This window comes from Rothia sp. HSID18067 (assembly GCF_003989445.1).
Classification (GTDB): domain Bacteria; phylum Actinomycetota; class Actinomycetes; order Actinomycetales; family Micrococcaceae; genus Rothia; species Rothia aeria.
This window is the reverse complement of the sequence record NZ_RBMF01000003.1, coordinates 119,088-145,672: the sequence shown is the minus strand read 5'-3', so window position 1 is coordinate 145,672 and position 26,585 is coordinate 119,088. Positions and strand designations below refer to the sequence as shown.

The window sequence follows — 26,585 nt, the reverse complement described above, 5'->3', positions numbered from 1 at the left end:
CTTTTAAACATTTTTAACCCGCCGCCCGAGACAGGGGGAGATATAAATTCACGGGAAATAGCCAGCTTCAGGATGCCCTCCCCTCGGTGCAGCGGGGGGATACTAGAAAACATGGCAAACGAATACCCCCACGAACAGACCGACAACACAGCCGACGAAAAACCAACCCACCGGGGCACCAACCACCGGGAGGCCGTATCGGCCCCACCGAACGAGCCGCCCCTAACCGGTGACCAAACACCACCCAACGGGCCCGCCACACATAACGGTTCAGGATCGCCTGAACCCACGGAAACCACACACCCCCCGGCCCCAGGCACACCCCCGCAGCCTGCCCCCGAAGAGCACACCGCAGCATACCCGCAGCCGCATCCTGGGGCAGCCCACGCCAACCCCGCCCCAAACACCGGGGCACCCACCCCGTACATGCCACCCGCCCAGCAGGGGTACGGTGCGTACCCGCCGCCAGTGGCCGGGGCCGTCATCTCTGCACGTGGCCTCATTAAATCCTACGGCCCCAACACCGTACTGCGCGGGGTATCCCTCGACATCTACCCCGGCGAATCCGTGGCCATTATGGGCCCCTCCGGATCCGGGAAAACCACCCTGCTGCACGTGCTTTCGGGCATTATTAAGGCAGACGCTGGCACCGTGCACATTAACACCGGCACGCACAACACCGCGCATGTTGGCGCCCCTACTGAGCTGAGCTCCCTCACCGAAAAACAGCGCACCGCCCTGCGGGCTGGCAGCTTCGGGTTCATCTTCCAGCAAGGGCTGCTCGTGCCCGAACTCACCACCGAAGAAAACGTGGCGCTTGCCGCCATGCTCGCCGGGACACCGCGTGAGCAGGCGAGCATGGCCGCGACGCATCTTCTGTCCCAGCTGGGTCTGGGGACGATGCTGCAGCGGCGCATCGGTGAGCTGTCCGGCGGGCAAGCCCAGCGCGTGGCTATCGCCCGTTCCCAGGTGACTGGCGCGCCCATCACTTTCGCCGACGAGCCCACTGGGGCGCTTGATACTGCCACCGCGCAGGAGGTTATGAACCTGCTGCTGGCCCTGATCCCGCAGCAGGGCAAAACCCTGGTGATCGTCACCCACGACCCGAATATTGCGGCGCAGTGTTCCCGTACGATTCACCTGCTTGACGGGCAGATCGTGCACGACAGCCAGCACCCCGCCCAGCCCCGGCAGGAAGGTACACACTAATGCAGACCTTCACGATGCTCGCCCGCCGCACCCTACCCACCACGCAGGCGGTCATGCCGGTGCTCGCCTTTGCAGCATCTGCGGCGTTGACCCTGCTGGTAGCGGGCGGTATTCAGGCGTTTCATCTGTGGCTGGGCGACCCGAGCCTGCCCGGTCGTGGGGCACAGAGCCGCCCGAGCAACTACTTACAGTCGGCGTATATTCTGCTCGCGTGGGCCAGCGGGTTCCTGCTGCTCACCCCACTGTTCACGCTCGGGGCCTCCGCGGCACGGCTGAGCGCACGCCGCCGCGACGACCGCCTGGCGACCCTGCGGCTGCTGGGCGCGTCCACGGGGCGTATTACGCTCTACACTGTGGCTGAGGCGCTGATTTATGCGACCGTCGGGTTCTTCATCGGTTTTGTGCTCTATCTGGTGCTGACTATTCCGTTTGGGATGCTGCATTTTCTGGACACCCCGCTGGGGGCGCATAATATGATCCTGCCGGCGCATCTGGTATTTGCCTGCTATGTGGGGTGCCTGGTGATTGCGGCGTTGAGTTCGCTGTTTGGGCTCTCGAAGGTGACTATTAGCCCGCTGGGGGTCCGTACCCGCGCTAATGCACCGAAAGCGGGTATTGTGTTCCTCATCGCTGGCCTGGTGGTTTTGGTCTTAGGCTTCATCGGGGCGCAGCTGGTGTGGGAGATCCTACGCGCAAGTGTGAACGATGGGACTTTTGGAACAGCCATGTCTGTGATGTTTGTGCTGCTGATTCTGACCCTCATTGTGGTGTTCCCGCTGGTGCTGGGCATGATTGCGGTGGACCTGCTCGGCGGCTTTACCGTGTGGCTGTACGCGACGATTCGGGTGCGTATTGCCCGCACCCCCGCAGCTCTGCTGGCGTGGCGGGCGGTTCTGGAGTCGCCGCGCGCCGCCTGGCGGCAAGTCTCCGGAGTGGCCATGACCACGTTCATTGCGGCCCTGATAGGCCCCGTGCTGGGGCAGCTGTTTCGTGAATCCACGTCGCAGGCTAGGAGGAACGTGCAGGATGATACACTGCTGAACGATATGTGGCAGGGCCTGTTCCTGCTCATGTTCCTCTCCTACCTGCTGGTGGCACTCTCGGCGCTGCTCAACCAATCCGCCGCTATCTATGAGCGCGGATCGCTGTACTCCTCCCTGCGAATGATGGGCACCGAAGCAGCAGTACTCAAACGGTCGAGGCGTATCGTGGTGTTTGGCCCGCTGCTGTTAGTGAGTACGCTCTCAGGGCTGTTGGCGTTGGTACTGTTCGGTCTCATTGCTCGGTCGGGCGTGGAACCACGGTTTCTGCTCCAGTCACTGGGCATGATTGTGGTTGCTATTGTGCTGGGTATGGGTCTGGTGTTCGCATCGCTGGCAGCCACCGGGCCCGTGATGGAGCGGGTGAGCCGTAAACCGGTCTCGGCGGTATAACGTCCTCTTTCCTTAACTGCGAGAAGCGGGTTTTTAGCCCAGCACCCGCTTCTCGCGGAATAATGCGGAACAACGCAGGGTATCCGTAAACGCACTATAACGGTTCATGTAATGCGGTTTCCTCTGAAGAGGCTGGGGAGCGTCTGAGCTATGGCAGAGTCCATGAAGTGTTGAGCGCGGTCAAGGGGTTTATCGGGCGGATGCGGCTCTCATAAAAGAGCTCCTCGTTGTGGAGGTCGATGGGGCGCTCAAATATATCAGAGCGGGCAGGATGTTCCGGATGGGAAAACCCGTGAGGACGCCATCCGCCTGGAGGGGTGGGAACTTGTGAGATCCACGGGGGAGGACGTGCTGCATCCGGGCCGTGCGGAGCAGAAACTACTTACAACTATCTACAGCGTAGAGGTATTTGTTAACTTCACGAGAAGCGGGTTTTTGATTGAAAACCCGCTTCTCGCTGTCAGGGGGGGAGTCGCTACACCGCCGAGACCGGCTTGCGGCTGATCTGCTCCATGACGGACCCGGTTGCCGCCAGTGCTGCGAATACCAGCCCCAGCCCCACCGCAATCGAACCAAATACCAGTGCTGCGGTGTACAGCAGCCCCGTTCCGGTGAGCGCCGAACCAAGCATCAGCACGAACAGGGGCAACGCCACCGCCGCAGACATGCAGCTCACCAGCAGCAGCGGGCCGAAAACCACGATACGCCTCGACCGTTTGAGTACTGCTGCTTCGGCGCCCATCATTCGCAGGGAGGAGTACAGCGATCCGCGCTCATAGATAGCGGCGGATTGGTTCAGCAGCGCCGAGAGCGCCACCAGCAGGTAGGACAGGAACAGCACCAGCACCAAGCCCTGAAGCATATCCCCAATAAGATAGGATTCCGCCGAGCCTTCTTCCACACCCGATGCGGAATTGATCATGCCCAGAATCGGCCCCATGAACGCGGCAATGAACGTGGTCATGGCCACCCCGGAGACCTGCCGCCAGGCGGCGCGCGGTGACTCCAAAATAGAGCGATATGCCAGCAGAGTTGCGGGGGTGCGGGCGGTGCGAACCCGAATACGGGCGTACAGACCCACCACGAACCCGCCGATCAGGTCTACGGCGAGCATCGTGAGCAGAATCGGCAGCCCAAACATGATGGCGATTACCAGTACCAGCACAAACCCGTTCGCCCCCATCGAATCGGCTGCGAGGTTCATGATGACCTGGGACGCAATCGCCCCGATGAAGCCCACCACGAGGAGCACACAGCCCAGAATGAGGGCGCGTTTGCCCAAGGACGGCTTATCCGACCGGGTGCGTACCCCCAGCGGGCTAATGGTCACCTTCGAGAGCCCAAAGAGCGAACTGGTAGCGGCAATGATCAGGCACACAAGCCCGCAGACCAGCACGATAGGCAGCGGCAACAGCATATTTTCGGGGCCAAGCGGGATGTTCTGGAAGCGCAGCATCCCAAAGGGCAGCACCAGAATCAGGTACACGATAAACCCGAGCACGAACCCAACCGCAGCGTAGATCACGGAATCGAGCATGGTGTAGAGGGTAAGCTGCCGGGTGGATGCGCCCAGCAACCGCAGGGTCGCCAGGCGGTCATCGCGGCGGCGGGCGCTCAGCCGTGCCGCGGAGGCCCCGAGCGTGAAAAGCGGGGTGAGCAGCAGGAACCCGCTGACCCAGGCGAGCATCAGATACAGCGGCTGCAGCGTATGCGCCGTGTTTTTGGTGCCGGAACCCGCCTCGACCGAGGTGGCCGTGCTGGCGTCCCCACCCAGCCACAGGTAGAAGGCGTGAATACCTCCGGCGATCAGCAGAAAGAGCGCTGCGGATGCGGCAAAGGCGAGCACCGGCAGGGTTGCCTGTGAGGTGGGTAGGGTGCGGCGTGCGAGAAGTTTGAAGGTCTGCATCGCTAGGGCCTTTCTAGGCGGTTTCAGTGCTGCCGGGTGCGGTGGCGTGTGCGGCGGGTTGGCCTGCGGGGCGTGCCTCTTCCACAATCTGCCCGTCGCGCAGATGGATGATTCGTGAGCACCGCTGGGCCACCTGCGGGTCGTGGGTGACGATCACCAGGGTTTTGCCCTGCTGCGGGATGAGGGCCAGCAGCAGCGCCATGACTTCGTGGGCGGTGGTGGTGTCGAGTGCGCCGGTGGGTTCGTCGGCGAAGGTGATGGGCGCGCCGGTCACCTGGGAGCGGGCGATAGCCACGCGCTGGGCTTGCCCGCCGGACAGCTCACCGATGCGGCATTGGAGTTTGTCGCCGAGCCCGAGCTTGGTGAGCAGGTCAACGGCGGCTACTCGCACCTGTGCGCGGCCGCCTCCGGCGAGCATGGCGGCGAGCGCCACGTTTTCTTCGGTGGTGAGTTCGGGGACGAGCAGCCCTTGCTGGAAGATGAACCCGAAGCTGCCAGCCCGTAGGGCGGTGCGCTGTTTTTCGGTGAGGGAGCTCAGATCTACCGTGTTCGGGCCTGCCCCGGGGTGTGGGGTGGTGATGTGCACGGACCCTGAGTCCATGGTGATAATGCCTGCCAGTGCGTGCAGCAGGGTGGTTTTCCCGGATCCGGAGGGGCCCATAATGGCGACTGATTCGCCGGGGTAGATGTCGAGGGATACCCCGCGCAGTACGGTGTTGGGGCCGTAGGTTTTGGTGACTGAGCGTGCGGAGATAACGGGTGCTGCGGTGCCGGGTGCCGAGGTGGAGGCAGCCGGGGAAGCGTGTGGTGGTTGGGTGGGGGCTGGGGGTCCCGCGTGGGGTGCTTGTGGTGCTGGGGCATATTGTGGCCCCGGGCGGGCCGCTGGGGCATGCTGGGGCGCATTCGGCTGTGCGGTGTGCGCCGTGCTGTGGCGGGCCCCGTCATACGCGTATGTAGTGGAGGGGGCTGTGCCTCGGGCGGCGGGGGCAAAGGGTGATGCGGATAGGCCGTTGCTGGGGGTGTATTCGTTGTTCATAGTCCCAGTATTTCAGGGCGCAGGGGGTGTTTTTATGCCCCTGGGGGATGATATTTTCGCCTTCTGCCCGGGGGTTTTTGGTGGCATCTCATCCTTAGGGTGGAGACGCCGGGGCGGAGTCCTCACCCTACGGTATGACGTGGGGAAGTACTGAGGCGTTGACGATGTGGGTTTAAGGATTCTGGCTAGTAGTGTTTGCCTGCTGGGGCCGCGCAGGGTAGGACAGGTACGCGGGGAAGCCAGCCTGTGAGAATCCCACAAATTCTCACTTAAACCAAAGCTTTAGAAGGAAATTCATGCATAATTGAGGGCATGACTATCACTCACGGCTCATTACAACACCCTAATTCTGACGGCGCGCAGATCGGCAGCGGCGCCTCTCACCCCGAAACCGCGCAGCCCCCGCAGAACCTGCAGGCTGCCCCCGACCGGGACAATAGCAGACAGGAGAACGCCGCAGAGCACAGCGCTAAGACGCACCCTGCCGGGCGTATCCTCATGCTGCGGCATGGGCTGACTGACTGGAATATTGAGCACCGCTTCCAGGGCAATACCGATATTCCGCTGAACGATGCCGGGCGCGAGCAGGTGCGCGGCGCCCTGGACGAGTTCGCTGCCCTTGCCTCCGACGGTGTGCCGGTGGATGGGGTGGTGTCTTCCCCGCTGGTGCGTGCGGTTGAGAGCGGGAAGATTATTGCTGAGGGCTTGGGGGTGCCGTATTTGGGTGCCTATGAGGGCCTGCAGGAGCGCAGCTTCGGCGAGCTGGAGGGCTTGGTGGCCACCCCTGAGCTGGTGGCGGATGCCCGCAGCGGTGCGAACCCGACGGTTGAGCCGCGTGAGGAGTTTGTGGCGCGTGCCTTGACGGCGTTTAACCGTGTGCGTGCGGCGCATCCGGGGAAGAATATTGTGGTGGCCACGCACGGTATGCTGATTGCGGTGACCATGACTGTGCTTCTTGAGCATGAGCACCCTGAGGCGCTGACGGTGGACGGTATTTACCCGATCCCGCCGAACGCCTCGATTACGCAGCTTCCCACGGCGCTGCTGGATGCGGCGATTGACCGGCATGTGGTCACGCACAGCGAGGGCGATGTGGGCCCCGAGCCGCTGCCTGAGGGTCTTGCTGGCGGCACGCTCACGCTGATTCGGCACGGGCAGACCGACTGGAATAAGAACCGGCTGATGCAGGGCGTGAGCGATATTCCGTTGAATGAGACTGGGCGTCAGCAGGCGCATGAGACCGGGGCGAAGCTGCAGCAGATGGGGCTGAGCTACGACCGGGTGCTTTCTTCCCCGTTGTCGCGTGCCCACGAAACCGCGCAGCGTGTGGGGGAGTTTTTTGGGCTCACGGTGAGCCAAACGTACCCCGAGCTGGTGGAGCGGGCGTATGGTGCTGCGGAGGGTAAGAACATTCCCGACTATGAATCTGATGCCCCCGACCGTTTTTACCCGGGGGTAGAGACGGAGCGTGACCTGTATGTGCGGGCGGTGCGTGCCCTGCGTGAGGTGGTGCGCCAGTACCCGGGGGAGCGGCTGATGGTGGTTTCGCACGGCAGCCTGATTCGCCGTGCTATTTCGGCGGCGCAGGGGTATGAGCATACGCAGGAGGTACCAAACGCGCAACCGCTTGAGGTTGATATTGCGGGGTTGTTCGCCTGGGATTCGCGGGGGTATTTCGGTGACTAACAGGGATGCTTTTGGCGCCGTCACCTTCCGGGGCGCTGAACATCTCACCGATAGTCACACGTATTCGTCTGCTGTTTCCCATCCGCCGCGTTCTGTGCGTTATACACGCCTGTGGCGGTGGGCTCTTATTGTTCTGTTTGTGGCCTACCTGTGTGTGGTGGGTTCTATTGTGTTTGCGCCCGTGCACGTTGATTCGGGTGAGGCCGGCGGCAGCCTGCGCGAGTTTTTGGAGCGCGGCCACGCCCAGGGGTGGCTGCCGGGGCTCATCACCTATGAGAGTGTTGAGCGGGCCGCGAATGTGGTGATGTTTTTCCCGTCCGGGGTGCTGCTGGGGCTGCTGCTGCCGCGCGGGGCGTACCCGTACATTATGGTGGGCGGGTACGTGGCGTCGTTGGGCATTGAGAGCATTCAGCATATGATGCCGAACCGTACAGCGGATGTGTCGGATGTGCTGATGAACGGCACCGGCACCCTGCTGGGGGTGCTTGCGGTGCGTGCCGGTGCCGCCGTGTGGGGTCGGCTGCGGCGGGGCACCACTGAACCTGAAGGGGCCGTGGTTTCGGGTAGGCCGTAGCGGCGTATCGGGGTGGCTGCTGGCTGGTTCTTGGGTGTGGTTTCCTGACCGGGTGCACCGGGCGGTGTGCCGGTGGGAGCCACCCCTAATGTGGTTTTTCTAGCGAAATTTCGTCATATATGTGAGCCTTAGGGTGGGTTCTATTGACGTGCCCACAGAAACCCACATAAAATCAAGTACAGGGCTGTTGCAATGGGTTACAGCTTGAAACCAGTATGGAGCGCGTGACTGTTCTTGCCGGAATGGGCCGCCTCTGCCGCCTACCTTTACCGCCCCGACCGAAAGTGAAGAACATCTATGTTCGCTGAAGAACGCCGCGCTGAAATCGCGAAGCTTGTAGCGTCGGCTCGCCGCGTCAACGGCGCGGAACTCGCACGCCGCTACGACGTGACGATGGAGACCGTGCGCCGCGATCTGGCCGCCCTCGAAGAAGCAGGCAAACTCCGCCGTGTACACGGTGGTGCCGTAACGGTGGAGCAGTCCACCTCCCTTGAATCCTCTATCGCCTCGCGGCAGGGTATGAACACCCCCGAGAAGCGGCGTATCGCCACGAAGGCGTACAATATGCTCCGCGACTCCGAGGTGGGCTCTATTGTGTTGGACGCGGGCTCAACCATTGAGATTTTGGCGGATCAGATAGGGGCTGAGAACTTTAGCCTCAAAACCGGTAGTGACCGCATTATTATTACCCACGCCCTGCACATTGCGGTGAAACTCGCTGAGGCTGAGGGCATCACCATGGAGCTGGTGGGCGGTCAGCTGCGCAAAATGACGTGGGCCGCCATCGGTGCGCGCGCCGCAAACTATTTCTCCACCGTGCGCCCCGACATCGCTTTTATTGGGGCTAACGGCATTGGCGCCGAGTTCGGTGTCTCAACTCCCGGCATGAACGAGGCGATTGTGAAGACCGCTATCTGCAAGTCGGCCCGCCGCGTGGTGCTGCTGTGCGATTCGGCGAAGTTCGGCAACGAGTCGCTGGTGCGGTTCGCCGATTTTGAGGATATTGACACGCTGATTACTGACCGTGCACCCGAGGGAGAACTAGCTCAGGCGCTGGAGGGTGCCGGTGTGGAGGTGATTATCGCATGATTATTACCCTGACCGCTAACCCCAGTTTGGATCGCACTATTGAGCTTGGCGCGCCCTTGGCGCACGGGGCTGTGCAGCGCGCAACCGGCGCCGTACAGGACCCTGGCGGCAAGGGAGTGAATATTTCCCGAGCCCTGCACGTATCCCACGTTCCGACCCTTGCCGTTATCCCCGGTGAGGCCACCGACCCGGTGCTGACCGGACTGCGCGAGGTAGGCGTGGAGTACGCGAACCTGCCCACAGGCGAGCCGATCCGGTCAAATATTACTGTGGTAGACCCGGACGGTACCACCACCAAACTGAACGCCCCCGGAACCCATTTCACCGCCGAACTGCGCCAGGCGCTGGACCAGCTGGTGGTGGAACGCGCGTGCGCGGTGAACGACGGGCAGCAGGCGCACTGGGTGGTGCTGGCCGGTTCACTGCCGCCTGGGCTGGACGCCTCCTATTATGCCGAGCTGGTGGGTAAGCTGCGTTCGGCCGGGTTTACCGGCAATATCGCGGTTGATACTTCTGAGGCCCCGCTTATCGCCACCGCGCGCGGGGAGCATAAACCCACCCTGATTAAGCCGAATTCTGAGGAGCTGGCGCAGCTGACGGGATCCGATAACTGGCGTGAGCTTGAGGCCAGCCCCGAACTGACCGCCCGCACCGCCCGGCACCTGGTGGATCAAGGCATCCGGTATGTGCTGGCTACCCTGGGTGGGGAAGGCGCGGTGCTTATTAGCGCTGAAGGTGCCTGGTGGGCCAAGCACGAACCCGTGACAGTGCGCAGCACGGTCGGTGCCGGTGACTGCTCCCTGGCGGGTTTTTTGATCGCTCACGAGCGCGGGGCCTCACCGCAGGATGCGCTGGTGCAGGCGGTCGCGCACGGTTCTGCGGCTGCTTCCCTTCCGGGCACACGCGTACCCGCCCTTGAAGCGACCACCCCGCAGAAGGTTACCGTGCAGACCCTGGCGGTCTAACAGCGCTCAATGCAGGTAAACCCACACGTCAGAATATTCCAATAACAGAATACGAAGAGTTTTCACCCTATATATCAAACAACACCCGGCCGGAGCGGACCCCACGCAACCCCAACCCGGCACACAACACACATACCCCCAAGGAGGGTAGCAGACATGTCTGAACTCATCGCACCGGAGCTCGTCCTGCTGGATGAGAACCTCGGTGACTCACGTTTTGACGTCATTGAACGGTTAGCCCACACCATTGTGAAGGCCGAGCGCGCCAATGATTTCGACCAGCTGTACGCTGATGCGAAGGCACGTGAATCCAAGACCGACACCGGCATCCCCGGCGGTATCGCCATCCCGCACTGCCGCTCGGCGGCAGTCACCGTGCCTACCCTAGCCATGGCCCGCCCCACCCCGGCCGTGGACTTCGGGGCGAAAGACGGCCCCGCCGATTTGATCTTCTTCATCGCCGCACCCGACGGGGCAGACCAGGCGCACCTGAAGCTGCTCTCCACCCTGGCACGCTCACTCATGAAGAAGTCATTCACCGCATCCCTGCGCGAGGCAAAAACCCCCGAAGAGATCGTGGAACTGGTCTCCGGGGCGCTCGGCGGCGGGAACGCGAAAAAAGACGCAAAGAGCACCGCAGCGAAAGACTCTGCTACGAAAGACTCTGCGGCCGCACCGGCAGCCGGTACCGCCAGCTCTCAGGGCGGCGCCTCCGCTGAAGGCAGCGACAAGAAGGCGGAGCCCACCGAAGCAAAGGCAGCGGCACAGGTTAAACCCGCCGGTGAGGACACCGCACCGGCAGCCGCGAAAAAGAAAATCGTGGCCGTCACCGCCTGCCCCACCGGCATCGCTCACACCTACATGGCCGCCGATGCCCTCAAATACGCGGCAGAAGACCTCGGCTACGACTTCAAGGTCGAAACCCAGGGCTCCTCCGGTAATGAGACCCTCACCCAGGCCGATATTGATGAAGCCGACGCCGTGGTGTTTGCGGTCTCCGTGAACGTGCGCGACCGCAACCGCTTCGCCGGTAAGCCCTACGTGGAGTCCCCGGTTAAACGCGGTATTGACGAGCCCGAAGCCATGCTGAACGAGGCCCTGGCCGAGGCCGAGAACCCCAACGGTAAGCGCGTGGCCGCGGCCACCTCCACCACTGAGGACAGCTCCTCCGTTGTTGAAGGCTCGTGGGGTACGCGCATCTACAAGGCCGTGATGACCGGTGTGTCGTACATGATCCCGTTCGTTGCTGCGGGCGGTATTATTGTGGCGCTGGGCTTCATGCTTGAGGCAGTCACCACACCAAACCTGGGGGACCTGAATGAGGCCGCCCGGAAGAGTATTCTTGAGAACTCCTCCCTCTTTAATCTCAACGGCACCCACTGGACCCTGTACCTGGGCGTGGTGCTGCACACTATTGGCGGTTTCGGTATTGAGCTGATGGTGCCCGCGCTCGCCGCCTACATTGCGTACGGTCTGGCGCAGCGGCCCGGTATCGCCCCGGGCTTCATCGCCGGTACCGTGGCGGTCACCGTGAAAGCTGGCTTCCTCGGCGGTATTGTCGGCGGTATCCTCGCCGGTGTGGTTGCCTACGGGCTGGGAACACTGAAACTGCCGCGCTGGCTCGGCTCCATGATGCCCGTGGTGATCACCCCGCTTGTCACCTCCCTCATAGCAGGTGCCGTCATGTATCTGCTGCTGGGTGCACCCCTGGCCTGGGTTATGTCTGCACTACAGGGTTGGCTGACGTCAATGTCGGGCACTTCCTCCCTTGTTCTTGGTTTGATCCTGGGCGCTATGATGGCCTCCGACTTGGGCGGCCCCATTAATAAGGCGGCCTACCTATTCGCTACTACCGGCCTCTCAAACGGCGGTGCCGTGAACCAGGAAATCATGGCGGCCGTCATCATCTCCGGTATGGTTCCGCCGCTGGCCATGGCGCTGGCCACCACCCTGCGCCCCAAACTCTTCACCGAACCCGAACGGGAGAACGGCAAAGCCGCGTGGCTGCTGGGTGCGTCCTTCATCTCCGAGGGGGCTATCCCGTTCGCTTCGGCGGATCCGCTGCGCGTGATCTCCTCCTCCGTTGTGGGCGGTGCGCTCGCGGGTGCTATCTCCATGAGTGCGCACGTGGCCTCCCCGGCACCACACGGCGGTATCTGGATTGTTCTGCTGAGCAATAACGTGCTGATGTTCTTGGTGGCGGTAGCTGCCGGAACCCTGCTTTCGGCACTGGTGTACCTGGTGCTGAAATCGATCGGCGCTACGTCAAAGGCCGAGAAGGTCGCGGCTTAAGACGTAGAACACGCTACACTTGAAGACAACTTCAACCTAAGGAAAATACCTTCATGACTACTTATAAGGGCGTTGGTGTTTACGCCGGACGCGTGATTGGTCCCGTCAAACAGATGCCCGAACCTATCCAGGAACCTAAAGACGGGCTGCGCCTGAGCGGCGAGACCATTGAGGCAGCCTCCCAGCGCATTAAAGACGCATCCCAGCGTGTGAAGGAAGACCTGCTTTCCCGCGCCGAGCACGCCGGGCGTGACGGTAAGGCCGTGCTGAAGTCCACCTCCCAGATGGCCACCGACCGTGCGCTTATTAAGAGCGCCATTAAACTGGTTGAGACCCAGGAGATGGCACCCGAACGCGCTATCTGGGAGGCTGCGACCTCCTTCGCTGACCAGATGGCTGCCCTTGGCGGGTACATGGCTGAGCGCGTGACCGACATCCACGATGTGCGCGCCCGCATTGTCGCCGACCTCACCGGCCAGCAGGCCCCCGGCATCCCCTTCTCGGATGAGCCGTTTGTGCTCGCTGCCATTGACCTGGCCCCGGCCGATACCGCAACCCTAGACCCTGAGAAAGTGATTGCCCTGATCACCTCCGACGGCGGCCCGCAGGCGCACACCGCGATCCTGGCACGCGGGCTGGGCCTTCCCGCGATTGTGGCGGCTAAAGGCGTGACCGAAATCCCCGACGGGACCGTCGTATACGTGGATTCTAACGAAGGCATAGTGGACACCGAACCGACCGATGCCGACCGTCAAGCCGCCGAGAAGTACGCCAACCGCAAACCTATCGCCGACTTCGACGGTGAAGGCGTGCTCGCCGACGGCACCCGGGTGGAGCTTTACGCAAACGTGGGCGACGGCAAATCCGCTGAGAAGGCTGCGAGCCTCAACGCCGAAGGTGTGGGTCTGCTGCGTACCGAATTTGGGTTCCTTGGTCATGACGCCGAGCCGAGCATTGAGACGCAGGCACAAACCTACAAGTCCGTTTTCGACGCATTCCCCGGCAAACATATTGTGGTCCGCACCCTGGACGCGGGCGCCGATAAGCCCCTGCCGTTCCTGAACGTGAAAGAGGAAGAGAACCCGGCGCTGGGTGTGCGCGGGTTCCGTACCGACTGGACCGTACCCGGGGTGCTCACCCGCCAGCTGGAGGCCATTAAGAAGGCGTATGACGAGTCAGACGCCGATATTTGGGTGATGGCCCCCATGATTTCAACCACCTCTGAGGCGCGTAACTTCGCGAAAATGCTCAAAGAGGTAGACCTGCCGGTGCACGGTGTGATGGTGGAAACCCCTGCCGCCGCCGTGAACGCTGAGGCAATTCTGGGCGAGGTTGATTTCGTGTCGATCGGCACGAACGACCTGACCCAGTACACCATGGCCGCCGACCGCCTGCTGGGCGATTTGGCGCACCTGAACAACCCGTGGCAGCCGGCGGTGCTGAAGATGATTAAGCTGACTGTCAAGGGCGCCAAGCGGGCCTCCGTGAACGCGGGCAAGAAGAAGTACGTGAGCGTGTGCGGTGAGGCTGCCTCAGACCCGGCGCTGGCCGTGGTGCTGATCGGGTTGGGTGTGGACACCCTGTCGATGAACGCCGCCGCTATTCCGGCGGTCGCCGCGGTGCTGAAGTCTGTGACCTTGGAGCAGGCGCGGCACATCGCCAATAAGGCGTTGGAGCAGATCTCTTCGGCTGAGGCGAAGGCTGCAGCCCGTGAAGAGCTGCCGATCCTGGACGAGCTGGGCCTGTAGTAACGCCCGCTGGTGTGCGGGACGCATCGGGGGTTGAGGCCGTGGTAGAGCCGCAGCCGCCGATGCGCCCCTGATGGGGTCATCATGAACCTAAGTAGTGGGCGGAAATTTACGGTAGAATCACCTAAATACGGGTACAAAACCACCCGTCTGCACTAGAATAGTAAGCAACGTAACTTATTCCATAAAGGAGAAAACTATGGCAGAGCGCGAAGCAACCATTGCCAGCCGTGTTGGTCTACACGCCCGTCCGGCAGCTATTTTCGCTGAGGCAGCAGGCGACCTCCCCGTCGAGGTTACTATCGCGGCCAAGGGTGATCCCGCCGATGAGGCTATGGATGCAGCATCCATCCTGTCCTTGATGTCTTTGGGCGCTAAGCACGGTGACGTCGTTGTTCTGCGCGCCGAAGGTGAAGGCGCTGAAGAGGCTCTAGACACTCTGGTCAAGATCCTTGAGACCGACCACGACGCCGAGTAAACACGGACTATACGATAACGTGTAGCCGTCTTATTCGACTCAGACGCCCCGCCGCCGGAAAATGTCACCGGCGGCGGGGCGTTTAATCACCCAGCTCACCGCCCCTGAGGGTATGCTGCGCTCAGCAATTTTTACACTAAATTTTGCTGCGTTTTTTGTTTCACGCACAGGTGCTGCTTGCTAGACTAGGTACGCAGCCCAAACACTTCGGAGACACCTATGGCAGATGAGCGGAACCGTCCCACCGGCGACGGTTCAGAACCCCACGATAATCCACACACCACACCGCGCCCCACAAGGTATGAGCCGCACGCGCACCCCATGCCGGCTGTGTCGCTGAACCAGGTGAACGACGCGCAATTACGGGACGCGCTTGCGCATTCTTCCCGCAGCTCCCGCAAAGCACTGTACGAGGTGGCGCAGGCGCACGGGGTTGAGACGAGCACCGAGCAGACGCAGCTGCTGCCGGTGGATGAGGCAGGCATGCCGACTGTCTCCATTGACGATGAGCTGGTGCCCGAGCCGATGCCGGGCGAAACCACCCCCGAATCCTCTGAGGTGGCTGCGGCTTACCCGCCCTCACGCCCGGTTCCGATGACGGGTATGATCCCGCGCGTGCCGAATTCGCAGGCAGCCCAGCGGTTCGGTGGGGTGGATCCCGAGCCGCCGGAGGGGTACGCCTCCCCGAAGTCGGAGCCGACCACCACCTTGCCAACGGTGCGCCGCGGCGGGGGCGGGCGCTGGGGCGTGCGTACCCTGCGGTCATTTGTGCGTCCGGGTGCCGAGGGCCCCGCCCTGCGCGGCAGCGCCCGTATCGCTCAGCGGCAGTTTGCGCTCAAGAGCCGCAAGGAGGAACAGGCCGCACGTGAGGCGTTCCGCCGTGAGAAGGAGCACGCCCGGGACACCCTGAACTACACTCTGCGTCTGGCGGAGGCTATGTTCCATTACGGGGCGGATGCCATGGATGTGGATTCCGCTATTATTGCGGTTTCTTCGGCGTTCGGCCTGGACTCGGTTGAGGTTGATATTACCAACCAGTCGGTGACGATTAACTACACCTCCGACCCGGACACGTACATGGAGTCGCGCATTATGAAGCGCGTGGGCCTGGATGAGAGGTTCACCCACACCCTGGTGCGGGTGGTGCGTTCTTCTACGGAGAACTACGAGGCGCTGGCCTCCATTTACGAGCTGATTCACGAGATTACAGCCGGTGGCATCACCCTTGAGGTGGCGGATCTGCGGTTGAGTGAGATTACGCACCGCCCCAAACCGTACCCGCCGGCGGTGATCTGGTTGGCGAATATTTTTGGGGCTTCGACGCTTACGGTTGCTCTGGGCGGCGGCTGGGCGACTGCGGTGGCGGCGGGTATTATTTTCACGCCCGTGTACCTGCTGATTCAATGGCTGCGGAAGATTGGGATGCCCGCGTTCTTCCGGATGGCCGCCAGCGCGGGGCTTATGACGTTCCTGGCGATTCTGCTCGGTGGTGAGGGGTCGATGCTGCACCGGCCGGATACGCCGCTGTCGGCGCCGCTGGTGGTTGCGGCGGGTCTGATCATGTTCCTGCCGACATCCCGCCTGGTGTCTGCGGTGCAGGACGCGATTAACGGGTTCCCGATTACATCTGCGGGGCGGTTCGTGTCTACAGGTATGAGCTTCCTGGGGCTGGTGATTGGTATTGCCAGCGCGGTGAGCGCCTTAGCGGTTTTTGGCGGGCCCACTATCGATATTGAGCAGACGAAGTTCGTCCCGTCCGATACCGCCACTTTTTCTGTGTTTATGTTGGCGGCGACCGCGGCGTTTGCCGTGGCAGCGCACACGAAGGTGGCAAAAATCGGCTGGCTGCTGATGATTACCACCGCGGGCCTGATCACGTACTACGGGTACTGGGTGCTGACGGGGGAGAGCACGGGCCGGTCAAATACGGCGCTGGCTGCGTTTGTGATTGGCCTGTTCAGCACCTATATGGCGTATAGGCTGCACGCGCCGCAGGCGATCTTTTCGATTCCGGCGCTGACGTTCCTGCTGCCGGGCCTGGAATTTTTCCGGGGCATGTATCTGCTCACGGTTGATACGAACGTGGTGTTCGGCCTCTCCAGCATGGTCACGGCGGTTTCGGTTGTGATTGCCATGGCGGCGGGCACGGCGGCGGGTAACTACCTGATGCAGTACCTGCTGCAGCGGTTCGCACCGACCACGAGGGAGACGGACTAGCCTAGCCCCCTTAAAACAGTGTTGCCGTAGCCAGGCGGATGTGATTCCGTTCGGCTACGGCAACCGCCGTTTAAAACCCTATTTGACGTGCCAGTCCACCCCGGTGGCCCCCTGCTGTGCCAGCAGCTCGTTCACGCGTGAGAACGGGCGGGAGCCGAAGAACCCTTTGCTGGCTGAGAGCGGTGAGGGGTGCGCCGACTCCACGCACGGGTACGGTGCGAGCATGGGCGCGGTGCGGCGTGCATCGGCGCCCCACAGCAGCCCCACCAGTGGTTTGTCGCGGGCTACGAGGGCTTCAATGGCCTGCTGGGTCACCTGTTCCCAGCCTTTATTGCGGTGGGAGGCGGGTTTGCCTTCTCGCACGCTGAGCACCCTGTTCATGAGCATCACCCCTTCGTCAGCCCAGCTGGAGAGATCGCCGTGTTCTGCGGGGGCGATTCCTAAATCGTCGTTGAGTTCCCGGTAGATGTTGTTCAGCGAGCGCGGCAGGGGGCGCACATCGCGGTGCACTGAGAATGACATGCCCATGGCGTGCCCGGGGGTGGGGTACGGGTCTTGTCCGAGGATGAGCACTTTGACTTCGCTCATGGGTCGGGCGAAGGCACGGAAAATGTCGTCCCCGGCGGGGAAGGTGCGGTGTCCTGCGGCGTGTTCGGTGCGCAAAAAATCGCCCATGGCGCGGATTTGCGGTTCGACCGGGGCGAGGGCTTGCGCCCATTCTTCGTGCATAATGGACGACAGCGGCGGATACTCGGACATGGATACCTCCCGTAGGTGCGGCGCACACAACATAAATTACGTACTCTAGAGTAGAGCACACCCGGTCTGTGAGAACACCCGCGAGGTCATGGTGAATAAGAAATTTGAGGAACTCAGCCCCTTGGAGCGGGCCATTATTGGTATTGAGAAGCGCCGCTGGAAGTACCAGGGGTCGAAGGAGAAAACCATTGGGGCGCTGGGCATCACACCTATTGCCTATTATCAGAAGCTCAACACGATGATTGATGACCCTCGCGTCATTGCGGCGGAGCCGATTCTGACTGCGCGCCTGCGGGAGCACCGCGACCAGCAGTAGCGTTCTGGCGGCGTTGAGCACCGCGCCCAATGAGGGCCGCAGGGCGCCTGCGGTTCGGCAGATAAATTAGCCACAAAACGGTAGAGGATGCTGAATAACTCTTCCTGAAAACTTTACAATGGGTGTGTTATTGTTCAGACCCGTCCTTGGAGTCGGGCGAGAATCCCTGTAATCTGTATAGAACACCAAAGACGACCCACCCGAGAGATGCATGAGTAAGTATCCGCACGACGAATTCGATGATATCGACGAGAATACCGCCCGGCGCGGCATCTATCGCGGTACTATCGACGACCCCGCTAAGGACCCGCGAGGAGCTATTCCTCTTGTCACGGCCGGGGTTATTGCGTTGCTCTTGGGTGCGTCCATGTATGTGATGGCTCCCCGCTACAGTTCACCCAACTCTGTAGGTTCTAAAGCGTATGCGGGTAAGGCGGCCGCCAGCCCTTCCAGTAACGCCCCGAAAACTGATGGCGGGAATAAGAGCGGCAGCGCCCAGCCGTCGCAGTCGTCGAGCCAGAGCTCCACCTCGGGGACTGTGGCCGTGTATAACGCGTCGGCTCCTTCGGGCAGCGCATCCCGTGCCGCCGCTAAGCTTAAGAGCTACACCATTAGCGAGACCGGCAACTGGCCCGGTAACCCGCCGCAGAGCAGCACCGTCTACTATAAGAGCGGCGCCCAGCAGCAGGCCCAGCAGGTTGCTAACGCTGTGGGTATTAGTAATGTTCAGGAAGGCACCGCCGAGGATCTGGGCAGTAACGACACAGTCGTGGTGCTTGCCAGCGACTTCCAGAGCTAGTTCATTCCTTCTTTCCCCTGTACATGATCCGGGCGTTAGTGCTGTGCCCGTGAGCATCTGTGTGGGCTGTGCCCTGTTTTCCTGCCGTGCCGCGCGTGTTCCTTGCGCTGTTGGCGATATGATGGCCCGCCACGGCCGAAAATGTTTGCCCCTGGGTGCGGTCGGTGCCAAAATTGATGTAGCATTCGGTGCACCCACGGTGCGCATGCGCCGTGAAGCGTTCTGCGGCGGCGCATCCGCTCGGGTGCACCGCACACTTTTGATATAGGGATTCCTACATTCATTTATCAGGAAATATAGGTCCAGGAGGGACATCGCCACATGGCAAAACTTATTGCTTTTGATGAAGAAGCTCGTCGCGGTCTAGAGCGCGGACTGAACACCCTAGCCGATGCCGTTAAGGTAACTCTTGGCCCCCGTGGCCGCAACGTCGTGCTTGAGAAGTCGTGGGGCGCACCCACGATCACCAACGACGGTGTTTCCATCGCCAAAGAGATCGAGCTTGAAGACCCCTATGAAAAGATTGGCGCCGAACTCGTCAAAGAGGTAGCCAAGAAGACCGACGATATCGCAGGTGACGGTACCACCACCGCAACCGTGCTGGCCCAGGCGCTCGTGCGTGAGGGTCTGCGCAACGTGGCTGCCGGTGCTGACCCGCTGAGCCTCAAGCGCGGTATTGAGAAGGCTGTTGAGGAGGTCACCAAGACCCTGCTCGACTCCGCAAAAGAGGTTGAGACTGAGGAAGAGATCGCGGCAACCGCATCCATCTCTGCGGGCGATCAGGAGATCGGTAAGCTGATCGCTCAGGCTATGGAGAAGGTCGGTAAGGAAGGCGTGATTACCGTTGAGGAGTCCAACACCTTCGGCCTGCACCTGGAACTCACCGAGGGTATGCGCTTCGATAAGGGCTTCCTCTCCGGCTACTTCGTGACCGACCCCGAGCGTCAGGAAGCTGTGCTGGAAGACCCCTACATCCTGGTGGTCAACCAGAAGATCTCGAACGTGAAGGATCTGGTTCCCGTTCTTGAGAAGGTCATGCAGTCCGGCAAGCCGCTGCTGATTATCGCCGAGGATGTTGAGGGCGAGGCTCTGGCGCTGCTCGTGCTGAACAAGATGCGCGGCTCCATCAAGTCCGTTGCCGTGAAGGCACCCGGTTTCGGTGATCGTCGCAAGGCTATGATGGCTGATATTGCGATCCTCACCGGCGGCCAGGTTATTACCGAAGAGGTTGGCCTGTCCCTGGATACCGCAACCCTTGAGATGCTGGGTAAGGCACGCAAGGTTGTTGTCACCAAGGACGAGACCACCATTATTGAGGGCGCTGGTGACCCCGCCGCACTTGAGGGCCGCGTGGCACAGATTCGCGCCGAGATCGCAAACTCCGATTCCGACTACGACCGCGAGAAGCTGCAGGAGCGCCTGGCAAAGCTCGCCGGTGGTGTGGCTGTGCTCAAGGCTGGCGCGGCAACCGAGGTTGAGCTGAAGGAACGCAAGCACCGCATTGAGGATGCTGTGCGCAACGCAAAGGCAGCCGTTGAAGAGGGTATCGTCCCCGGCGGCGGCGTGGCACTGATTCAGGCGGGCGCGAAGGTCTTCGACAAGCTCGACCTGAAGGGTGACGAGGCAACCGGCGCGAACATCGTGCGTGTGGCTATCGATGCGCCGCTGAAGCAGATCGCAACGAACGCTGGCCTTGAGCCCGGCGTGGTTGTCGATAAGGTTCGTTCCCTGCCCGAGGGCACCGGTCTGAACGCTGCAACCGGCGAGTACGAAGACCTCATGGCTGCGGGTATTAACGACCCCGTGAAGGTGACCCGTTCCGCTCTGCAGAACGCTGCATCGATTGCCGGTCTGTTCCTGACCACCGAGGCTGTGGTGGCGAACAAGCCTGAGCCCGCATCCGCTGCGGCACCGGCTGCTGACCCGATGGGCGGCATGATGTAACGTTTCCCGACTGAGGGAGTATGTTGAAGCTCTCCGGGGTGGGTTCCTGACCGGCACAATGCTGGGTACGGAGCCCACCCCGGAGAGCTTTTGTCTATCTCAGAGCCGCGAGCAGGTGGTTTTTGGTCCGAGCAGGTAGGAAAATCCTACCTTTTCGGCCAAATCCTACCTGCTCGCGCGTATGCGTGGGTGTTCTTGATGCGCCCCATAATTCGTTCGGGATGGGCAAGCCGCGCGGTATGCTGGATTTATGATGCCTAACACCACCTCCAAATCTTCCGAAAACAACGCCCCCGATGCCTCCGCCCGTTCCGGCCGAAACACAAAGAGCATCGGCTCGCGAAATTCATTTCTGAGCATCGGGTCGGTGAACTCATTCTGCAGCATTGGCTCCGTAAATTCGGCGTTTTCTATCGGCTCGGCTTTCTCGTTCGGATCTATCGGCTCGGCTTTTTCTTCGCTGTCCATTGCCTCGTGCCTGAGCTACATGAGCGTGCTATCGGTTTTATCGGAAGCATCTGTGCTCTCGGCACGGTCGTACAGGTCGGTGCTTAAAGCGGGCCAGCAGAAGAAGGCAAAGAAGCCGTAGCCTTCCCGCCCCGCCCGGTTCAGCTCCAGTCCTGCCTGCAAAAAAGAGCCTTTATGTGAATAAAGCGTAGTTTTCGCCGCTTTATTCACTATCAAGGCTCTTTTTTCGATGGGGCAGGGGCGAGGGAGCACCCCTTGAGGGGGCACATCAGCGAAACCACCCGGCGGCTTACCCGTGCCCGCGCATCCACAGGGTAGAATGGTGGGGCTATGGAATGCGCCTATTACCGTGAGAGTCTTTGCCGCTCCTGCACCAGCATTGAAACCCCGTACCCCGCCCAGCTCGCGGCAAAACAGGCCGATGCGCGCAGGCTTCTGGCGGCGTACCCTCACCTGACCTGGCTGGATCCCGTCGCCAGCACCGAGGCGCATTTTCGGAATAAGGCGAAGCTGGTGGTGGGCGGTTCGGCGCAGAACCCGTCCCTGGGCATCGTAGATTATCGTTCGGGGCGCGCCACCGATTTAAGCGAATGCCCGCTCTATATTGAGCCGATTGAGCTTGCTATTCCGGTGCTGCACGAGCTTATTCAGCGTGCCGGTTTGACCCCGTATGACATTCCGGCCCGGCGCGGTGAGCTCAAGAATATTCTGGTGACCGCATCCGAGACGGGCGAGCTGATGGTGCGGTTCGTGCTCCGCTCGAAGAAGCTGCTGGTGCCTATTCGCCGCCAGCTGGGGTGGCTGCAGGAGCGTCTGCCGAAGTTGGCGGTGTTGTCGGTGAACCTGCTGCGCGAGCATGTGGCGCTGATCGAGGGCAATGAAGAGATTATTCTGACCGAGCGGCAAACCCTGCCGATGCGCGTGAACGGCATGAGCCTGCACCTGCGCCCCCAGAGTTTCTTTCAGACGAACACGCAGATTGCGCAGGCGATGTACGCGCAGGGCCGCGAGTGGGTGGCGCAGGTGCAGCCGCGCACGCTCTGGGATTTGTATTGCGGCGTGGGCGGTTTTGCCCTGCACGCGGCGCAGGTGATGAATGGTGAGGGTGAGGTCACCGGGATCGAAATCAGTGCGGAGGCGATTCGCAGCGCCCAGCGCACCGTCGCCGAGCAGGGGCTTGAAGGCGTGAACTTTGCGGCGGGGGATGCAACCGAGTTCGCCGTGAAAGCCCGCGAAACCCCTGAGATGCTGGTGGTAAACCCGCCCCGGCGAGGTATTGGTGAGAGGCTCTGCGCCTGGGTTGAGGGATCCGGGATTGAGCACGTGATTTATTCGAGCTGCAACGCAAAAACCCTTGCCGCTGACCTAGAGCGCATGCCTTCTTACAAGCCGGTCGCCGCGCGTCTGCTCGATATGTTCCCTCACACGAACCACTATGAGGTTATGGTGTTGTTGCAGCGCGGGTAGGCGGCGGGCGCCTCAACTCCGTGAGAAGCGGGTTTTGCCCCGAAAAGGTGATATTTTCTCACCTTTTTGGGGCAAAACCCGCTTCTTGTGATTTAAGGGGATAACCCGCAATGTTGCGGGTCTGAGATGATGGTGTAATGAAGCGGCGTGTCGCTGTGGGTTTCGTACTATAGCTTGTCACAAACAGAATCGTAGGGTGCTTCTCTCCAAAAATCCACCACCTGAGAGAATCTTAACGGTAAGGTATTAACTAAGTGAAGTTTTTGAGAGCTTAAATGGAGGGTGTATCTACTATTAGGAGTTGAGAGAATAAACCCGAGGTTTATAGTCATGGTGGAACATATGAGTATTACATATTGTTGTAATGGGATTTATCTATAAAACTGAAAATATACCAATGTCTTTACAGAGAATAAAATCGTAAAGTAAGGCGTACTATTTTCTATAATTGTAAGTATTTGATAGCAAGATATAGCTATATATCTTATTGTTAAATACTTAAGAATGAGTTCTTATTACCTATCATCGAAAGATATCTCGATATGAATATTTTATATACAATTGCATTTTGGGTAATTACTGTTGGCGTATGTGCATGGTTTGTATGGGACTGGATACAGCGTAACGTAAACGCGCCACAAAATAAATATCAATTTATAGAACTATATCGAAGGATGCCTTGGGATTTAGGGGATTATGACTATGAAAAATGTAAGAAGCTTCTTCGTGGTTATTTAGATAAAAACACATATGAACGCAATATATGGATTGATACAAAATATTTTTTTGAAGATTTTGAAAGTAAATATGTGAATAAGGTATTTATTGGTCTTATGGACGATATGCTACAAGAGAATGAATATCCATGTGTTGATTTCTTGCATTCTTCAGATATAAATGCTATCCCCTCTAATGAATTTTATAGAAACAAATCGAAAATTCGTTATGCTAAGTTTACAGATAGGTACTATAATATGGCAATAAATCCTGTAATGGGAGTAAATGTTAAAGATTCCCCAGGAACTTCCATAGTTCAAGGTTCCAAGAAAGTTTCAATCCACAATAATAACTTAAGCACTGACAATAGCTCTATTGTAGTCCAAATTTTAGAGCAGATAGAGCATCAGGCTTATAAAGTTACAGACAAACGCGAGCGTCGTGTCTTAGAAGATGTTGCTGAAATTTTGAACCGAGGGCAATATCCTTCCCAAAATGAGATTGATGAACTTACGTCAGATGTAAAAAAACGTCCTGCTGCCTTAAATATTCTTCGAGATATTGCATCAACGTTTTCAAGGGAGACTACTAAAGTGGCGAGCTCTGAGGTAGCCAGGTGGTTTATTAATTGGGTTAGTAATTTTGCATAGAACGTATTTGTTTAATATATGTTCTTATTGACTCAAGTTGTGAAAATGAGGTTTGTTAAATTAAAAATTAATTTTACTTTTATATGAGAAATTATTGATACCTGAAAGGAAATAAAGTGATGTAGAAATTTTGGTTCCACTGGACACGCGATGAAGTTTTCAAAGAAGTTCTTAAGGTATCAATACCTGCTCTGGGGTCGATATTAGCGGCACTTATAACATGGTACGGAATTTGCCGAACAGCTAAAGTAAATCAAGAATCTTTAGAGAACTCTAAAGAGACTACTCCGCCAGAACTGTTGCGTCTTGAGAAATGGTCATCAATTCTTAAGGATTCTAATGATTACCCTGAGAATATTAAGCATGAATTGGACGTAAATACTATCCAGTTTGCCTATAATGATATTCTTGTGCGGGCCACGCTGGAAAATCAGGTTATTAAACTTGGTGCTTTATCAGCTGAAGTTAGAGAAAATCTAATTTCAATTAAGTCGCATATGGGAGGAATGCATTATCCTAAACCCTCATGGGATAAAGTAGTGTTAAAGAATCGGGCAATAAATATAAGTTTAATTATTGGTTTTCTGGTGAATTTTATAATTTTAGGATTTGGTGTCGCGTTAGAGCGTACACCTTTCTGAATGTTTATTATGCTTTTTGTAAGTTTTATATTTGCGTGTATTATGGTTTATCGCGCAGAGAAGCTTAATAAAATACAGAAAAATATTATCTTTCGAAATGGATACCATGCCCTTAAGGATATTTACCTAATAAACCCATATGGAGATTTGATAGAAGCTGATAGAGAAGATATTGAAAGGGAAAAATTTGAGAAAGGGAAGGCTTATGATTTCTGGTATAAACGAAATAAAAAAGATCACCCGGAATGGAGGACATCATGGAACTATGGTCTATCCATAAGTTGGGATAATAATCCCAATAAAAATAATACGGACGGTCTTGAGCCGAACCATCTTCCGCCTAGCTTATTTAGGGCAGAAGACCCCAAAAGGCAAGAATCTTAACCCTTCTTCGGATGTTTAGCTACTACCTCGGGGTGGGCCTCAAGAAGCGCGCGCCCTGCGGTAGTGAGCTTATAAGACCGCTCGGGAGTTGCGTCCTCAAGCTGGGCAGGGGAGAGGTACTCCCGCGCGAGCCTCATCAAATCAGCCTTTTTCGCACTGCTCAATCCATTCACGCCCGCATCCTTGAGGGCCTTGCGCAGTGCCGGAGCGGTTACCAAATCCAAAGAATCAGCGGCGGATTCAATCTCTACGAACCCGGCCTCAACCAGCATCCGTAGGTCGAATGCCGCGTCAATCCCATAGGTGTGCTCAAAATATTTCGGGAACCAGCTCTGCGTGGTGAAGGTACTGAAGCTTATGCGCCACAGCAGAATAATGTCACCCGCCGTCACCTCAAACAGGTACCCGCCATAAAGTTCAATGTTGGCGACCGGCTCAAGCGCCCACTTCGGAACAACTTTCGACGAGGATAGCTCCACCTCCTCAAGCCACGCCGCCAGGTTACGTTCCGGCGAAATATACGGCAGACTCGGATGGTTACGGTACACACACTCAACCGTCGCGACCTGCTCAGCAGTTGCACCATCACGCCAATCGTTTCTGTTCGTGTTAACTGCCACTACGCCTCCCCGCCTGAACCGGCTGCGCCCGCGAGAATACCCGCCGCATACGCCGCCTGCCCCATGTGCTGGGCGGCATCGTCGATCATACTCACCAGCCGCACCCCGCGCGTCACATGCGGAGTCCACGACGTATCAATCACGTCATCCAAATCAGCCTCACTCAAACCCGCAATATACTCGTTCAACGCCGCAGCAGTTGCGCTCAGATACTCGACCAGCAGCGCGGCATCCTCCACCACGACGGCACGCGCCTGCTCCGCAGTATGACCGTAGCCCACCGTGTCGCCCAGCTCACCCAAGTTGAAGCGGGCGTCGAACCCTTGACTATGCCACACCTGCGGCTCGCCGTTCAGCTGCGCGAGCTGCACATCCATCTGCCGCCCCGCATGCCACAGCAGCCAGGCGATCGAATTCGTATGCCCACCCGCGTGCGCGTTCAACGCCCCTGTGGGCAGAGCGTCTACAAGGGCTTTCGCTTCGGTGGCGGGTCGGCTTGCGGCTTCACGCAGAACATTGCGGGCATCCATGACGGCTCCTTCATTCGGGGTAAAAGCGTCTACCACCAGTCTAGATTTCAAAGCGCAGAGGCACATTTATTTTGAGGCTATTTAAGCTGCGAAACGCAAAGCAACCCGCAGGACTGGGATGCACTTCTGCGAGTTGCCGCGCCGCCCCACACGTCATATGCAGACAATATAATCAGTGGAGAATATGTTTTAGGTGGACCGATTCAGGGCCTGAGGAGGTAAAGATCGTTGACTATCACTGACAAAATTGCGCCAATTCACCCCGGAGAAGTCCTGTTAGAAGACTTCATTAAAGGGTTCGGGATTACCCAGAATAAGGTGGCGGTGGCAATCGGCGTGCCGCCCCGGCGCATCAATGAGATCGTGCACGGCAAGCGAGGAATCACAGCCGATACAGCTGCGCGCCTTGCCCGCTACTTCGGCACAACACCGCAGTTTTGGCTGAACCTGCAAACCACGTATGAGCTCGATATGGTGGAAGACCTCTGAATACCAGCTGGCAGGCGATGTGCTGACGATGAATGCCGCCGGGCAGAGCGAAATCAGCTATGCGGATTTCGCGGTCGCCGTGCTTGACCTTATCGAGTCAGGGGAGCATCAGTGCGAACGTGTGAGTGTGGTGTCGCGGTAGCTTGCATCCCCGCTGTTGGGTGTAAA

25 protein-coding genes are annotated in these 26,585 nt (G+C 59.0%); 20 read left to right on the top strand and 5 right to left on the bottom strand.

Annotation, left to right across the window (positions count from 1 at the left end; genetic code table 11):
* The first annotated feature begins 111 nt into the window (after positions 1–111).
* Together D8M23_RS09400 and D8M23_RS09395 are read left to right on the top strand one after the other, a co-directional pair.
* Entirely contained in the window at positions 112–1,209 is a 1,098-nt protein-coding gene (locus tag D8M23_RS09400) for an ABC transporter ATP-binding protein (RefSeq protein ID WP_126854572.1), read from the top strand.
* A complete protein-coding gene (locus D8M23_RS09395; RefSeq protein WP_126854571.1) occupies positions 1,209–2,642 on the top strand; it encodes an FtsX-like permease family protein in 1,434 nt (477 codons plus the stop codon). The genes D8M23_RS09400 and D8M23_RS09395 overlap by 1 nt, the downstream gene beginning before the upstream one ends.
* A 475-nt stretch (positions 2,643–3,117) precedes the next feature.
* On the opposite strand, the gene D8M23_RS09390 is transcribed toward D8M23_RS09395, so the two are convergent.
* Both D8M23_RS09390 and D8M23_RS09385 read right to left on the bottom strand, forming a co-directional pair.
* Positions 3,118–4,548 (bottom strand): FtsX-like permease family protein, encoded by a 1,431-nt coding sequence (locus tag D8M23_RS09390; protein ID WP_126854570.1) that lies wholly within the window; start codon positions 4,546–4,548, stop codon positions 3,118–3,120.
* Positions 4,549–4,561: 13 nt separating this feature from the next.
* Positions 4,562–5,584 carry an ABC transporter ATP-binding protein gene (locus D8M23_RS09385; protein ID WP_126854569.1) on the bottom strand — a complete coding sequence of 341 codons (1,023 nt, stop codon included), beginning with the start codon at positions 5,582–5,584 and terminating at the stop codon, positions 4,562–4,564.
* A gap of 312 nt (positions 5,585–5,896) precedes the next feature.
* On the opposite strand from D8M23_RS09385, the gene D8M23_RS09380 reads away from it, so the two are divergent.
* From D8M23_RS09380 to D8M23_RS09345, 8 genes are all read left to right on the top strand, one after another.
* Positions 5,897–7,270, top strand: coding sequence for a histidine phosphatase family protein (locus D8M23_RS09380; RefSeq protein WP_174234629.1), 1,374 nt, complete (start codon positions 5,897–5,899; stop codon positions 7,268–7,270).
* Positions 7,263–7,844: a VanZ family protein gene (locus D8M23_RS09375; protein ID WP_238693839.1), complete on the top strand. Its 582-nt coding sequence runs from the start codon at positions 7,263–7,265 to the stop codon at positions 7,842–7,844. The genes D8M23_RS09380 and D8M23_RS09375 overlap by 8 nt, the downstream gene beginning before the upstream one ends.
* 297 nt (positions 7,845–8,141) lie before the next feature.
* Positions 8,142–8,933 (top strand): DeoR/GlpR family DNA-binding transcription regulator, encoded by a 792-nt coding sequence (locus tag D8M23_RS09370; RefSeq protein ID WP_126854568.1) that lies wholly within the window; start codon positions 8,142–8,144, stop codon positions 8,931–8,933.
* Positions 8,930–9,898: a 1-phosphofructokinase family hexose kinase gene (locus tag D8M23_RS09365; RefSeq protein WP_037237637.1), complete on the top strand. Its 969-nt coding sequence runs from the start codon at positions 8,930–8,932 to the stop codon at positions 9,896–9,898. The genes D8M23_RS09370 and D8M23_RS09365 overlap by 4 nt, the downstream gene beginning before the upstream one ends.
* A gap of 156 nt (positions 9,899–10,054) precedes the next feature.
* A complete protein-coding gene (locus D8M23_RS09360; protein WP_126854567.1) occupies positions 10,055–12,190 on the top strand; it encodes a PTS fructose transporter subunit IIABC in 2,136 nt (711 codons plus the stop codon).
* Positions 12,191–12,243: 53 nt separating this feature from the next.
* Positions 12,244–13,938, top strand: coding sequence for a phosphoenolpyruvate--protein phosphotransferase (ptsP, locus tag D8M23_RS09355; RefSeq protein ID WP_126854566.1), 1,695 nt, complete (start codon positions 12,244–12,246; stop codon positions 13,936–13,938).
* Between the two features lie 199 nt (positions 13,939–14,137).
* On the top strand, positions 14,138–14,416 hold the full coding sequence (locus D8M23_RS09350) for an HPr family phosphocarrier protein (protein ID WP_126854565.1): 279 nt from the start codon (positions 14,138–14,140) through the stop codon (positions 14,414–14,416).
* Positions 14,417–14,635: 219 nt separating this feature from the next.
* Positions 14,636–16,633 (top strand): threonine/serine ThrE exporter family protein, encoded by a 1,998-nt coding sequence (locus D8M23_RS09345; RefSeq protein ID WP_126854564.1) that lies wholly within the window; start codon positions 14,636–14,638, stop codon positions 16,631–16,633.
* A gap of 78 nt (positions 16,634–16,711) precedes the next feature.
* Here D8M23_RS09345 and D8M23_RS09340 read toward each other — a convergent pair whose 3' ends face one another.
* Positions 16,712–17,392, bottom strand: a complete 681-nt coding sequence (locus D8M23_RS09340; RefSeq protein ID WP_006887052.1) for a uracil-DNA glycosylase — start codon at positions 17,390–17,392, stop codon at positions 16,712–16,714.
* An 88-nt stretch (positions 17,393–17,480) separates the two neighbouring features.
* On the opposite strand from D8M23_RS09340, the gene D8M23_RS09335 reads away from it, so the two are divergent.
* The 8 genes from D8M23_RS09335 to D8M23_RS09300 all read left to right on the top strand — a co-directional run bounded on the left by D8M23_RS09335 (position 17,481) and on the right by D8M23_RS09300 (position 24,778).
* The gene (locus D8M23_RS09335; RefSeq protein WP_023134332.1) at positions 17,481–17,708 is read left to right on the top strand and encodes a DUF3263 domain-containing protein; all 228 of its coding nucleotides are present in this window, start codon (positions 17,481–17,483) and stop codon (positions 17,706–17,708) included.
* Between the two features lie 211 nt (positions 17,709–17,919).
* A complete protein-coding gene (locus tag D8M23_RS09330; RefSeq protein ID WP_126854563.1) occupies positions 17,920–18,507 on the top strand; it encodes a LytR C-terminal domain-containing protein in 588 nt (195 codons plus the stop codon).
* Positions 18,508–18,828: 321 nt separating this feature from the next.
* Positions 18,829–20,451: a chaperonin GroEL gene (gene groL / locus D8M23_RS09325; protein WP_126854562.1), complete on the top strand. Its 1,623-nt coding sequence runs from the start codon at positions 18,829–18,831 to the stop codon at positions 20,449–20,451.
* A 250-nt stretch (positions 20,452–20,701) separates the two neighbouring features.
* A complete protein-coding gene (locus tag D8M23_RS11720; RefSeq protein ID WP_153274075.1) occupies positions 20,702–21,040 on the top strand; it encodes a hypothetical protein in 339 nt (112 codons plus the stop codon).
* A 209-nt stretch (positions 21,041–21,249) separates the two neighbouring features.
* Positions 21,250–22,386 (top strand): 23S rRNA (uracil(747)-C(5))-methyltransferase RlmC, encoded by a 1,137-nt coding sequence (rlmC, locus tag D8M23_RS09315; RefSeq protein ID WP_126854560.1) that lies wholly within the window; start codon positions 21,250–21,252, stop codon positions 22,384–22,386.
* Positions 22,387–22,928: 542 nt separating this feature from the next.
* A complete protein-coding gene (locus D8M23_RS09310) occupies positions 22,929–23,753 on the top strand; it encodes a hypothetical protein (protein WP_126854559.1) in 825 nt (274 codons plus the stop codon).
* Positions 23,754–24,052: 299 nt separating this feature from the next.
* On the top strand, positions 24,053–24,394 hold the full coding sequence (locus D8M23_RS09305; protein WP_126854558.1) for a hypothetical protein: 342 nt from the start codon (positions 24,053–24,055) through the stop codon (positions 24,392–24,394).
* Positions 24,395–24,778, top strand: a complete 384-nt coding sequence (locus D8M23_RS09300; protein WP_126854557.1) for a hypothetical protein — start codon at positions 24,395–24,397, stop codon at positions 24,776–24,778.
* Here D8M23_RS09300 and D8M23_RS09295 read toward each other — a convergent pair.
* Positions 24,775–25,398, bottom strand: a complete 624-nt coding sequence (locus D8M23_RS09295; protein ID WP_202976131.1) for a hypothetical protein — start codon at positions 25,396–25,398, stop codon at positions 24,775–24,777. The two genes, D8M23_RS09300 and D8M23_RS09295, sit on opposite strands and share 4 nt — an antisense overlap.
* Positions 25,398–25,928, bottom strand: a complete 531-nt coding sequence (locus D8M23_RS09290) for a mycothiol transferase (RefSeq protein WP_126854556.1) — start codon at positions 25,926–25,928, stop codon at positions 25,398–25,400. Before D8M23_RS09290 ends, D8M23_RS09295 begins: the two co-directional genes overlap by 1 nt.
* A 228-nt stretch (positions 25,929–26,156) precedes the next feature.
* Between D8M23_RS09290 and D8M23_RS09280 the strand changes: the two genes are divergently transcribed.
* Entirely contained in the window at positions 26,157–26,417 is a 261-nt protein-coding gene (locus tag D8M23_RS09280; RefSeq protein WP_126854555.1) for a HigA family addiction module antitoxin, read from the top strand.
* Positions 26,389–26,559 (top strand): hypothetical protein, encoded by a 171-nt coding sequence (locus D8M23_RS09275; protein WP_238693838.1) that lies wholly within the window; start codon positions 26,389–26,391, stop codon positions 26,557–26,559. Before D8M23_RS09280 ends, D8M23_RS09275 begins: the two co-directional genes overlap by 29 nt.
* Positions 26,560–26,585: the final 26 nt, after the last annotated feature.